The sequence below is a fragment of the Bradyrhizobium uaiense genome (assembly GCF_010811875.1).
GTDB lineage: Bacteria > Pseudomonadota > Alphaproteobacteria > Rhizobiales > Xanthobacteraceae > Bradyrhizobium > Bradyrhizobium uaiense.
Genome location: NZ_VKHP01000001.1, coordinates 24352 through 37041 on the forward strand (window position 1 = coordinate 24352; position 12690 = coordinate 37041).

At 58.7% G+C, this 12690-nt stretch carries 11 protein-coding genes; 7 read left to right on the forward strand and 4 right to left on the reverse strand.

Going from position 1 to position 12690, the window contains the following annotated elements; genetic code table 11:
* Nucleotides 1-217: 217 nt before the first annotated feature.
* The 4 genes from FNJ47_RS00075 to nodD1 form a co-directional block, all read right to left on the reverse strand.
* A complete protein-coding gene (locus tag FNJ47_RS00075; protein WP_235999225.1) occupies nucleotides 218-1225 on the reverse strand; it encodes a branched-chain amino acid ABC transporter substrate-binding protein in 1008 nt (335 codons plus the stop codon).
* 443 nt (nucleotides 1226-1668) lie between these two features.
* Complete coding sequence (locus FNJ47_RS00080; RefSeq protein WP_165445461.1) at nucleotides 1669-2382, reverse strand: MerR family transcriptional regulator; 714 nt, start codon at nucleotides 2380-2382, stop codon at nucleotides 1669-1671.
* Nucleotides 2383-3309: 927 nt separating this feature from the next.
* Complete coding sequence (locus tag FNJ47_RS00085; RefSeq protein WP_163149248.1) at nucleotides 3310-4305, reverse strand: LysR family transcriptional regulator; 996 nt, start codon at nucleotides 4303-4305, stop codon at nucleotides 3310-3312.
* 636 nt (nucleotides 4306-4941) lie between these two features.
* Nucleotides 4942-5886, reverse strand: a complete 945-nt coding sequence (nodD1, locus tag FNJ47_RS00090) for a transcriptional regulator NodD1 (protein ID WP_163149250.1) — start codon at nucleotides 5884-5886, stop codon at nucleotides 4942-4944.
* 443 nt (nucleotides 5887-6329) lie between these two features.
* On the opposite strand from nodD1, the gene FNJ47_RS00095 reads away from it, so the two are divergent.
* From FNJ47_RS00095 to nodI, 7 genes are read left to right on the forward strand one after another with little or no spacing between them, the layout of a single operon-like run.
* Complete coding sequence (locus FNJ47_RS00095) at nucleotides 6330-6665, forward strand: hypothetical protein (RefSeq protein ID WP_163149252.1); 336 nt, start codon at nucleotides 6330-6332, stop codon at nucleotides 6663-6665.
* A gap of 55 nt (nucleotides 6666-6720) precedes the next feature.
* Complete coding sequence (locus FNJ47_RS00100) at nucleotides 6721-7353, forward strand: NodA family N-acyltransferase (RefSeq protein ID WP_163149254.1); 633 nt, start codon at nucleotides 6721-6723, stop codon at nucleotides 7351-7353.
* The gene (gene nodB, locus FNJ47_RS00105) at nucleotides 7350-8009 is read left to right on the forward strand and encodes a chitooligosaccharide deacetylase NodB (protein WP_163149256.1); all 660 of its coding nucleotides are present in this window, start codon (nucleotides 7350-7352) and stop codon (nucleotides 8007-8009) included. The genes FNJ47_RS00100 and nodB overlap by 4 nt, the downstream gene beginning before the upstream one ends.
* A 17-nt stretch (nucleotides 8010-8026) precedes the next feature.
* Complete coding sequence (gene nodC / locus FNJ47_RS00110; RefSeq protein WP_163149258.1) at nucleotides 8027-9403, forward strand: chitooligosaccharide synthase NodC; 1377 nt, start codon at nucleotides 8027-8029, stop codon at nucleotides 9401-9403.
* Between the two features lie 12 nt (nucleotides 9404-9415).
* Nucleotides 9416-10045 carry a nodulation methyltransferase NodS gene (nodS, locus tag FNJ47_RS00115; RefSeq protein ID WP_163149260.1) on the forward strand — a complete coding sequence of 210 codons (630 nt, stop codon included), beginning with the start codon at nucleotides 9416-9418 and terminating at the stop codon, nucleotides 10043-10045.
* Between the two features lie 13 nt (nucleotides 10046-10058).
* Nucleotides 10059-11768, forward strand: coding sequence for a nodulation protein NodU (gene nodU, locus FNJ47_RS00120; protein WP_163149262.1), 1710 nt, complete (start codon nucleotides 10059-10061; stop codon nucleotides 11766-11768).
* 1 nt (nucleotide 11769) lies between these two features.
* A complete protein-coding gene (nodI, locus tag FNJ47_RS00125; protein WP_163149263.1) occupies nucleotides 11770-12690 on the forward strand; it encodes a nodulation factor ABC transporter ATP-binding protein NodI in 921 nt (306 codons plus the stop codon).

Genomic DNA, 12690 nt, shown 5'->3' on the forward strand with positions numbered 1-12690 from the left:
CTGGCCTTAATCGGAATGCTATTTGTCTACCATCGGACGTAGCTCCTCCTCTACGTTGACGTCTGGCAATTCTGCGAGCGCTGCAGCGAGGGCGATAAGCGTTCCGAAAGCCGCGAGCACAAGAGAGCTCGCGAGTATAACGGCAGCAAGGTCCTGATGTCGTTTCATCATCTGTGTCGTGGCTGGGTTGGCGGAGAACGGCTGTGGATCGCGTCGATCAGTTTTGGTCGAGCACTTCAACACGCCCGTTGAGCCAGCGGTAAACCACAAAGCCTGGGCCTGCATTGTCTCCCTTGGTATTGAACCTGACCGGACCAACGGCTGTTTCGATCGGTCGTGAACGGAGTTCGGTTGCGACCCGCGCAGCATTGAGGGAACCGGCCCGCTTCACCGCCTCTGCCCACGCCTGAACCGCGGCATAGGCGTAAAGTGTGTAGCCTTCGGACGACAGCTCGGAAGCCTTGAGTTTGGCCACGGCGTTGGCCGCATTGGCACTCGTTGCTATGTCGGGCATGAAGGTAAATAGCGTGCCGTTTCCCGCGCTGCTGGTGATGCCCCAGAATTCGGAGGTCATCAACGGGTCGTTTGCCATGACGGTAAAGCCGGCCTCTGCTTCTGATGCCTGACGGATGATCAGCCCAATCTCGGTGTGATAACCGCCGATATAGGCGAGGCGTACCCTGTCCTTCTTCAATCTAGAGATCAGCGCCGTATAATCCTTTTCACCGGCTATATAGCTCTGCCGAATGACGTGTTCGCCGAATCCCTGAAGCTGTGCCTCAACCGCGTCGGCGATACCTTTGCCGGCGGTGCTCTTGTCGTCGAGCACTGCGATCTTGTCGCTATGATAATGTCGGTGAATGTATTCAGCCGCAACGGTGCCCTTCTGGTCGTCGCGGCCGCAGATCCGAAACACGGTCTGGATGTTGCGTTCCGTTAGCTGAGGATTTGTCGAACCAGGTGACAATTGGATGATACCTGCTTCGGCATAGACGTCGGAGGCTGGGATGGACGAAGACGAGCAAAAATGGCCGACGACCAGACGCACCTGAGCCATTGCGAGCTTATTTGCAACGGCGACCGCTTGCTTCGGGTCGCAGGCGTCATCAGCGATACTCAGTATCACCTTGGTGTCGGGAAGCAGGCCCGAAGCGTTCAACGCCTCGACAGCCGTGGCGGCGCCGTTGCGCATCTGCGCGCCGAACGCCGCGCTGTTTCCGCTCATTGGGCCGGCCACGGCAATATGAACGTCCGAAGCCCGCGCAGTCGAGGCGAGGGCACAGAAAAGGAAGGCTGCACCTGCAGCTGGAGTGTAAAACCTATTCAACACTGCAGAACTCCTAGTGCGCACCTCGATCTAAACCCAACTGTCTGCGGCCAGCACGGGCCCGCAGGTAAGGATCGCCAAGCGAAGCATGTGTCAGCTCGGGCAACGACCATGGCGGAGCCTACAATTTGACGTTACGTGCGATTCAAGTCTTCCTTGAACGGGAGCTTCGCTCAATGCATCAGAGAAAGCGGCGGATCGCCGAGACCCTCGCAGAAAATCTGACCGGTGATTGGTAAAGCTGCCGCCGGGCATCAAAGCCGGCGGATCACGCCGAACCGCCATGACGATCGAGCCGGCCAAGCGGACTGGTCAAGCCGTCCGAAGCCGCCTCGGTGATCTCAGTATGGCTGATCCTCCAGGCCGGAGAGGGCAAGATCGAGATACTGCATGAGGCAGGGATCCCAACCAGCCAAACTGCGTGGGGCGCTTAGGCGTGCGAGGACCTTCAGGATCGTCGAAACCCGGGAATCCGCTCCAGCGATTTCGCCGATCAGCAGGCGCGCGGCAATCGCGACGGCTTTCGCGCGCTCGCCGCAAGGGTGTTCGCCTCGATCCATACAATCGCGGAGGTCGTCCCGGATGCGTCGCCATCGCTCCTCGCGTTCTGCGGCCAACTTGCATGTGCATCGGGATGTTTGACTACGCGTCTCAATCCGCGACATGGCGTCCAAGGCGGCAGGCAGCTCATCTACGCTGACCTGAACGTCACTGTCGGTCGTCATGTTGCGCAATCGATCTCGCAACAGCGTTGCTCGAGCAACTTGAAGCTCAATTCGCTCCAAATGCTTGCGCAATAGGTCGGTCAGCGAAGTCGTGCCCTCCATAGCTTTACGGATCTCGTAAAGGGAGAAGCCAAGCTCACGTAGCGCCCGGATCTGATGAACCCGCTGGATGCTTTCGCGGTCGTACATCCGATGGCCGCCGTCCGTGCGCTCTGAAGCGGCTAACAGGCCGGTGTGTTCATAATGATGCAGCGTGCGTACCGTCACTCCGGTCGCTTCCGCAAGTTCGCCAATGCGCCATCGACGCCGTCTTGGTGTAGCTTTGCTCATGTTGTTCAATTTCAAAGCCTACAACCTGACGTCACGTTGGATTCAAGCCATTTCAAAGCTCTAGCTGGATCGTCTTCCATTCCAGCGCAGGAGTGGTGACTATCCTTAGAACGGCGCGCGATCAACCCTGAGGGGAAATGGTGATCAACAGGTTCGTTAAGCATGCCAGCTGAGTGTCGCCGGCCGCTGTGCGCTCCAGGATGAGTTTGGCGATCGCCGTCCGATTTTCCGAAGTTCGCATTGATGGCGGCAGCGCGGAGACTGCCCTGTCAAAAAGACTTCCTAAGACAGAAAGCTCTTCGGGATCGAATACTCCACTGTATTGCTCCAACGTACGGCCTCCTTGTTCGTCATTGCGTCGGCATAGCGCACCTCGTCAAGACGTTTGGCCGAGGTGCGGCCAAAAGAAGTCAGACCGGCGGCGCAGAGAGACGAAGATGCGATGCGCTCTCGGGTGATGCGACAGAGCAACACGCGCGTGCGATGCCTTGCTTGGACGGAGCGAGTCCAACATTCATATGCACAATCAATCGGCACTGCGTTCGCTGTGGTGCTGGGTCTCCGACGAGGCCGGATCGTCCGCTCATTGCGAGCGCCACGACCGATTCGCCGCGTTGATGTGATTAGCCGCCGAGCCGATCCTGCCGTCTCGAGAGCGGCGCGGCCGCAAGCCGGGCTTGCAATGCGCCAGCGTAGCTTTGGCGCGAGCACGTAGCGACCTCTCTGTCTCTCAAAGCCGGGCTCATGCTCGAGCGACCGCTTTACGTCGAGCCCGCCGCCGGTGCGAGAAGGACGGCCTCGGGCTTGTGACGGTCGCCAACTATGAGGGGCTTTGACGAGAGACAATGAGTTCGAGCGAGATGATCCGAAATTGCACGCGTTGGGACACGGTCCGGGGGCCGGGTTCGCTCACCTTTGCTAACGTCCTTACGCTAACGGCGAGACCGATCGTGCGAAGGGGCCGGCATCATCCGCTTGTCCCGAAGCGCTAATGCTGAATGCCTCTTCACGCGTAGTTGCTATGCGAGCTGCCTCCTGCAGCAATATCTCTCTCAGCCAGATGCTTTCTGGATTGCTGTTATTAAGGGCTGGCCATTGGACTGCCTCGGTGAAGGTGGGGAATGGCTGGGGAAGCGTGGCAATCCGAAGCGGCGCGGTTCTTTGAAAATGCTTTGCGAGCCTTAAGGGTATGGTCCCTATGCGGCCTGTGCCCACTAGCAGGGGTGGGATCATGCTGAAGCTCTGCACAAGAATATCGATGCGCCGATTGAGGCCGAGATCGAGTAACAAGGAATCCTCGACGAAGGTCTTGCGTGCGCCTCCGAGCTTGACCGCAACGTGGCCCATCGACATATACCGATCAAATGTCAACCGCCTCAGTAGGTGACTATTCGTGTGGCAGCCCACGCAAACGAAACTCTCCTCGAACAAGGCCGCTCTGGGGTGTGTACCGGACATGAATAGTTCCGGCAGGATGACAAAATCGACCTCGCCGCGCCGAAGTAGCTCATCGTGTTCATCGGTGAGCGTCACCAGCTCGAACCCGACATTGGGTGCTTCTCGCGCGACGCGCTCCACGACGTGGCGGAAGAATACGACGGTTATGAAATCTGACAGGCAGATCCTGAACCGCCGGTTCGATCGGGCAGGGTCGAAGGCCTCCCGCGCGATAATCGAGTGCTGAATGTGCATCAGCGCCTCACGAACCGGAGCGGCGAGTCCCTCCGCGCGTGCGGTCAGGACAAGTTCTCGTCCTCTCATTACAAACAACTCGTCACCAAAATAGGAGCGCAGTCGGGCGACAGCTGCACTCATAGCGGGCTGGCTAAGGCTGATCTTACGTGCCGCTGCAGTCAGGCTGCGCTCAGTCATTAGAGCATCGAGCGCGACGAGAAGATTAAGATCCAGTCCTTTGAAACGCATGTCTTCTTGTCCGGCGCAAGCGTGCTTGCGGTGTATAAACGACCGGCCGCGGCCACGTCTGGGGCGGTCTCACCGGCTGGTCCGAATCGGTTTCGTCCCACCTTGCGATCGCGAGAGGAAGGTCGCGGAATCGTCGCAACAATGGACAGTTCGGCCGTTGGCGGACATCAGAGGCCGGAAACCGTTACAAGCCCGTAGCTAATAGGCTCGCCGCTCCCGCGCGCCTCGTAACAAGACCCGGTCTTAACTATTGGCACCAGTCCAAGTTGTTCCGCCAAAGCCGTGAGTTCGGCTGTGCGCCCGGTCGACCGCCGCTTAACGCAGCGCGAGCCAAGGCGCGCAGCCTACAACCTCACGCAGCGTGGGATTCAAGCGAATAATTGAACGTGTCGGACATTTGCACACCAATAACGATTGTGTCCCGCGGCAACGCTGCGCGTCCGTCGACTTGTATCGCCGGTATCCCAACCTCAGCCGGAACATTATTACGCGCTCGACCTGCCAAGCCCTCGGAGCGCTTCGTCATCGAACGTCAGGCGTCTGCAACATCGCGCGTCGAGAAATGGAAAGCGTCGGCGGAGAATTAATGGCGTGCCGCAATACTCGAGACACGGCCGGAATCGCCTTATGCTGAACTTAACATCGCCTGCGAGTAGATGTCTCGAGATGCCCCGATGCGATGTTGGACGCCTCTTCCAACAATATTCGCCTCATCCAAACACTCGCTGGGTCGGTGTTGTGGAACGCAGGCCATTGCAATGCTTCGGTGAATGTGGGCAGAGGCAAGGGTGGTGCGACAATCCGCACGGGCATCCGCTTTTCGAAGTGCCTAGCGAGTCGCAAAGGCATCGTGCCGATACGGCGGGTGTCCAATATTATGGGTGGGATAAGGCTAAAGCCTTGCACTACCACCTCGATCCGTCTCTTTAGGCCGTGTTCAAGCAAAAACCATTCTTCCAGGTTGGGCCTCAGCGCCCGTCCGAATTTGGCCGTAACGTGACCCATCGAAAGGTATTTTTCGAATGTCAGTTGTCGTGACAGCTGCTTGTTCGTGCGGCATCCCACGCATACGAGAGTCTCGTCGAACAGCGTCGCCTTGGGATGAGCGCTCGACATAAACAACTCCGGCAGAATGAGAAAGTCGACCTCGCCCCGGCGGAGCAACTCGTCGGGCTCATCCGAAAAGGGCAGCAATTCAAAGCGCACAGCCGGGGCTTCCTGTGCGATACGGTCCATAATTCGTCGAAAAAAGACGATTGTCATGAAATCGGAGAGAATGACCCTGAAGCGACGGCTGGACTGAGCAGGGTCGAACGAATCTCGCGAAATAATCGAAATTTGAATGTGCAAGAGGGCCTCGCGAACGGGACCCGCGAGCGCTTCCGCGCCCGGTGTCGGGACGAGCTCTCGACCGCGCATCGTGAAAAGTTCATCGCCGAAGTAGGTGCGCAGCCGCGCGATTGCCGCGCTCATAGCGGGCTGGCTCAGGTTAATTTTACGCGCCGCGGCGGTGAGGTTGCGCTCGGTCATCAGAGCATCGAGCGCAACGAGCAGGTTTAGATCGAGTCCTTTGAATCGCATCTTTTGAGTCTATCCATCGTGTGGATGCATTCTATCGAAACAATCGATTTTACCAAACTGCGGGATGTTGGATAGCAAACATCAGTTTGGAAAATGGTCGGAACACCAGGATGGCTGTCGGTCGTGCACGGGCTCTGGACAACCTCTTGAATGCGAGCGGCTGCTGTCGGCTTCTTGGGCGGTTATTCAACGCGAAGGCGTACGAGTGGCGTCGGTCTTGACCAGCGCAACCCGCGTATCCGTTGCAACGCGAAGCGCTCGGTAAACCTTCGTATGTGTATTCCAACCCTTTCCATATCGGCGGTTTACCCGCGTACACTTGAGGGCCGGATCAGCATCGCCCTAGTGTCGCGATACAACGGCAGGCGCAGATTGCGGATGCCAAATAGATCTGGCGACAGTCCATTGGCTCGACTGTCAATCGCATTCGGGGCGTGTCGAAGATGCATGAGAACCAAGTTGATCTGGTGTCACTGGGACGCTCCCTCAACGAGGTGGTCCGCATCGATGGTCAGGTCACTACCGGCAAAGCGCCGATAGCCGCCATAGACGAGGCAGAAGGGCTCCATGGTGCAGATAACATCTGTACGATCAAATCGCCCCGTCCGTACGCCTTCGGCACAGCATTCGGTCGGAATGACAAGCCTCAATGCGGCGATCAGCTGATCGCACACAAAGGCGCCACCCCAAGCGATCTGCTCCGGCGCCGGGCGCGCAAAGGAGAACCGGCATCCAACAAAACGCGACGGCGCATTTCTCGATCGATCTGCGTCCGGTGAGTGAGTTTGTGTGACAGACCCCGCTCTTGAGATTACTCGCGTAGGAAAGCATGCCATGAACATTGTCGCATCTCGGGCCACGGAAGCTCCTTCCGCGCGTACTCAAGTTCATTGGAGCGTTCGCTGGGAAAACGAGCTGCGGCTTACCGAGCATGCCGAGCTCGCCGAATTTTTTCGCAAGAGTTACGGGCCGACCGGTGCTTTCAATGCGCAGCCATTTGAAGGCAACAGAAGTTGGGCCGGCGCTAGGCCTGAGGTCCGCGTGATTGGTCGCGACGCCCATGGTGTAGCTGCTCACGTCGGACTACTGCGCCGCTTCATCAAGATTGGTGCAGTCGATCTACTCGTGGCCGAACTTGGGCTGTATGCCGTGCGGCCGGATCTCGAGGGACTGGGAATCAGCCACGCGCTGCGGGTGATGTATCCTATACTGCACGAACTTGGAGTCCCGTTCGGCTTCGGGACGGTCCGGCCCGCGCTTGAGAAGCATCTTACCCGACTGGTGCAAAGACAGGGCCTCGCGACCCTCATGTCGGGCCTTCGCGTCCGCTCCACGCATCCGGATGTCTATCCCAATTTGTCGCCGATCCGCATCGAAGAGGTGATCGTGGTGGTGTTCCCGGTTCAAAGCGCGATCAGCGAGTGGCCCGCCGGCGCAATGATCGATCGGAACGGGCCCGAGCTGTGAAGGAGCTTGTCCCCGTGTCTGCCGTTCCTTGCGACTACGCTGATGTGAGCGGAAGCTTCCCCGTCTATTTGACGTTTGACGATGGGCCAAATCCATTCTGCACGCCAGAGGTTCTCGATGTGTTGACGCAACATCGGGTGCCAGCGACGTTCTTTGTGATCGGTACCTACGCAGCGGAGCAGCCCGAGCTCATTCGGCGGATGATCGCGCAAGGCCACGAGGTGGCGAACCACACGATGACGCATCCGGATCTGTCCAGATGCGGGCCGGTCCAGGTGCGCGGTGAGGTGCTAATGGCCAGCGAGGCGATTCGTTCGGCGTGTCGGCAGGCCGTGCCCAGGCACATGAGGGCCCCCTACGGTAAATGGACCGAAGAGGTGTTCGCTACGTCGGCGCAGGCTGGCCTTACGGCTGTGCACTGGTCGGTCGATCCGAGAGATTGGTCCCAGCCCGGAGTGAACAGAATTGTGACTTCGGTGCTCGGAGCAGTTCGACCGGGTTCAATTGTTCTCCTGCACGACGGATATCCTCCTGATGAGGACGGGCCGTGGGCTGATGCAACTCGGCGAGACCAGACGGTTAGAGCGCTCTCTTACCTGGTTCCAGCACTACAACACCGCGGCTTCGTGATCCGTCCGCTCCCTCAGCTTCACTGAACAACAACTGGCACCCTATGGACCTGCTCGCTACAACCAGCGCCGTCGCGGTTTCGTCTTACGCGCTGCTCTCGACCATCTACAAAAGCGCGCAGGCGCTGTATGCGCGGCGGGGGAATGCGCCATCGTTGCGGAGCGATCTGGGACAATCCGAGCTGGCTCTGCCAAGTGTGGATATTATCGTGCCTTGCTTCAACGAGAAGCCGGAGACGCTCGCCCAGTGTTTGGAGTCGCTCGCCAGGCAAGACTACGAAGGAGAGCTGCGGGTCTACGTGGTCGACGATGGCTCGGCAAATCGCGACGTTGTGGGGCCTGTACATAAGATCTATGCCAACGATGCGCGCTTCAGCATCATCTTGCTTGCCAGGAACGTTGGCAAGCGCAAAGCGCAGATCGCCGCAATACGCGGCTCGTCCGGTGACTTGGTGCTTAACGTCGATTCGGACACGATACTGGCCACTGACGTGGTCACCAAGCTTGTGGCGAAGATGCGGGACCCCGACATTGGTGCCGCGATGGGCCAGTTGGTGGCGAGCAATCGCAACGACACATGGCTGACCAGTCTGATCGACATGGAATATTGGTTGGCGTGCAACGAAGAGCGCGCGGCGCAAGCTCGCTTCGGTGCGGTCATGTGCTGCTGCGGTCCATGTGCGATGTATCGTCGCTCTGCTCTTGCCCTGCTGCTTGATCAGTACGAAACGCAATTCTTTCGCGGCAAGCCGAGTGATTTCGGCGAAGATCGCCATCTGACGATTCTCATGCTCAAGGCGGGATTTCGAACCGAGTATGTTCCGGACGCGATTGCGGCAACAGTTGTCCCTGACACTCTCGGGCCATACCTGCGTCAGCAGCTGCGCTGGGCGCGCAGCACATTTCGCGATACGTTTCTCGCATTGCGTCTGCTGCCGGAACTCGATGGCTACCTCACACTGGACGTTGTCGGGCAGAATCTTGGCCCACTGCTACTCGCTCTTTCAGCACTGGCTGCGCTTGCCGAGCTTGCAGTCGGCGGATCTGTACCCTGGTGGACGGGCCTGACCATCGCGGCGATGACGATGGTTCGATGCAGTGTAGCTGCACTTCGGGCGGGGGAATTGCGATTTCTCGGCTTCTCGCTCCACACACCGATAAACATCTTTCTTTTACTGCCACTCAAAGCGTATGCCCTTTGTACATTGAGCAACAGCGATTGGCTGTCGCGCACGATCGTCAGCGAGCCGACTGAAGGAGATGAGCGGGCGGTCCTGCCGGCGCCGAACAGTGCAGCAGGTCCTGTGGCTACAGGGGTGGCGTCTGGCACAATTCCGAAGCCGGTGGTTCCTCACCGTCCATCGCGCTTGGCGGCGCCGGAGAGTATTTGCGGTCGGAAACGATCGAGCGGGTATAAGTAGGTCGATCGGCGCATGACTGCGTACAAGAACCATCAATTACTGGAACGCGAGCTCGCTGTGGATGATCCATGGCATCTCGACAGCAGTGCGTTCGAGCAGGAACGGTACGCGCAAATACTCCGGATGTCGTTTTGCAATGGGAGTGTCGAGCATGCCCTCGAGGTCGGATGCGCAGCCGGGGCATTCACGGAAATGCTTGCACCGCGTTGCCAACGCCTAACGGTGGTCGATGTCATGCCGCAGGCGATCGAACGGGCGCGCCTGCGGACCGGGCATCGGTCACATATAAATTGGATAACCTGCAATATTCAGCAGTTTTCGACCACAGATAAGTTCGATCTGATCGTCGTCGCCGAGGTTCTCTACTATCTCAATGACGTTTCCGAGATGCACGCGGCGGTCCGCAACCTGGTGAGCATGCTTGCCCCAGACGGCGCTCTGGTGTTCGGGTCCGCGCGTGATGCCACCTGTCGACACTGGGGTCATGCCGCTGGTGCCGAGACGGTGATCTCTCTCTTCAAGGAGAGCCTGTCGGAGGTGGAGCGTCTGCACTGCCAAACCACGTCGGTCAACGAAGACTGCTTGCTCGTCCTGTTCCGGAAGTCGGGGCAGTCGTTAAAACACTCAATTGTCGGTCATTAGATCAGGGGGTCGTATGCGCATCTGCGGCATCAAATTAACACATGACGGCGCAATTGCTCTCGTCGAGGACGGGCGGCTCGTCTTTTGCACCGAGCAGGAAAAGCGCGGCAACAACCCACGCTATCAATCCATCGACAACCTCGATGAGGTCGTGCGTGCGTTGGCAGAGCATGGTCTTGATCCGCGAGACATTGATCAGTTCGTCATCGATGGCTGGGATGGAGAGATCGAGTCGCGGTTCCAGGTCCTTAGTGGGGCGGTGCCGATCACGCTGAAAGGAGGACCGTATGTCGAGCGTCATGCTGAGGGCCTTCTTGATTCCGTCGAAGGCTTTGGCCTGATCCTCGGCGACAAGGTCTTTCCCTATAAAAGTTACCCGCACGTCACGGGCCACGTTGCGTCGGCCTATAGCACCAGCCCCTTTGCCAGCATCGGAAAACCCGCGTTCTGTCTGGTTTGGGACGGCTCCATCTTTCCCCGCCTTTACTATGTCGAACCTCGCGGCGCGCGGCTCGTGAGGTCCTTGTGTCCCATGATTGGTCAGGCCTATGCTGCCGCCGGCCTTCACTTCGGGCCTTACAGGCAGCCGAACCGCACCAGTTGGGATTTGGGCATCGCCGGCAAGCTGATGGCGTACATCGCGCTTGGCTCTGTCGACGAAGACGTTGTCGCAACTTTCCAAGAACTCTACGAGAAGCGCTTCGCCGCCGACACGGAGCAGGCTCGTCGCTACCGCGCGGAGATCCACAATCCGGAAGCATTACTTTCGGCCACGCATGAGTTTTTCGAGGCAAGCGCATTGCGCCTTACGGGCAAACGAGCGGAGGACATCCTTGCCTCGTTCCATATGTTCCTGGAACGTCTTCTGGTTCGGGAAATCGCGATGGTTCTGTTGCAGCACTCCTCTCTTCCGGGCGCGCGAAATCTATGTGTGGCAGGAGGGTGCGGTCTCAACATCAAGTGGAATAGTGCGCTTCGCGCGACGGGCCTGTTCGATGAGGTGTGGGTGCCACCCTTCCCGAATGACAGCGGCTCGGCAATAGGTGCTGCTTGCGCGGCGATGGCGGCGCGAAATGGGTTTGGACCGTTGGAATGGTCTGTTTACAGCGGTCCGGCTCTGCAGGTCACCGAGGGGGTGTCGGAATGGGAGGCCGAGCCGTGCAGTCTGCGTGAGCTTGCCGCCATTCTCGCCGACAACAAGCCGGTAGTGTTCCTGTCCGGGCGCGCCGAGCTGGGTCCGCGCGCGTTGGGCGGCAGAAGTATTCTGGCGGCTCCGACGTCACCGGCTATGAAGGATCATCTCAACGACATCAAGTGTCGTGAGCACTTCCGACCGGTGGCGCCGATCTGCTTGGAGGATCGCGCGCCAGAGATATTCAACCCAGGTACGCCGGACCCCTACATGCTGTTCGATCATCAGACCAGGGCGGAATGGTGCGACAAGATTCCCGCTGTCATCCATCTGGACGGTTCGGCGCGATTGCAGACAATCTCCCGCAGCTCTCCACACAAAGTCGCTGAACTTCTCGTCGAATTCGAGCGCCTTACGGGGCTTCCGTTGCTCTGCAACACGAGCGCGAACTTGAACGGGCGTGGATTCTTTCCGGACGCCGCGGCGGCCTGTCAATGGGGGCGCGTTGAGCATGTGTGGTGTGACGGCCAGCTTTGGACTAAGCCGGTCATAAGGAAGCAACCGCCGGCCAAACGGCTCCAGTCGGCCTAAGATGAGCATGTCCACGGTAGCAATCGACCTTGCCGGCGTCAGAAAGTCATTTGGAGGCAGAACTATCGTCGATGAACTGTCGTTCTCGGTTGCCCGCGGAGAGTGCTTTGGTCTACTCGGGCCAAATGGAGCCGGCAAGAGCACGATCGCCCGTATGCTCCTCGGCATGATCTCGCCGGACGCAGGCAAGATAATGGTACTCAATGAACCTGTACCGGCGCGCGCTCGTGTCGCACGCATGCGGATCGGTGTCGTACCGCAGTTCGACAACCTTGAGCTTGAATTTACCGTACGCGAGAATCTGCTGGTGTTTGGTCGCTATTTTGGCATGAGCGCCCGCAAGATCGAGGCCGTCGTACCGTCGCTGCTCGAGTTCGCGCGGCTCGAAACCAAGGCGGACGCACGGGTCTCAGAACTGTCGGGTGGCATGAAGCGGCGACTGACCTTGGCACGCGCGCTAATAAATGACCCGCATCTGCTCGTGATGGACGAGCCGACGACTGGTTTGGATCCGCACGCCCGCCACCTGATTTGGGAGCGTCTGCGAGTTCTACTTGCGCGGGGCAAGACGATTCTCTTGACCACTCACTTTATGGAAGAGGCCGAACGCCTGTGCGATCGGCTGTGCGTCCTCGAGGGTGGACGCAAGATCGCCGAAGGCAAGCCAGATGTGCTAATCGACGAGCATATTGGCTGCAACGTGGTCGAAATCTATGGAGGTGATCCACATCAGCTCCGCGAGCTGATCAGGCCCCATGCGCGGCACATCGAAGTGAGTGGAGAGACGCTCTTCTGTTATGCGCCATATCCGGAGCAGGTCCGCGTGCAACTGCGGGGGCGAGCGGGACTTCGTGTTCTGCAGCGCTCCCCAAATCTCGAAGACGTGTTTTTGCGGTTGACCGGGCGCGAGATGGAGAAGTGA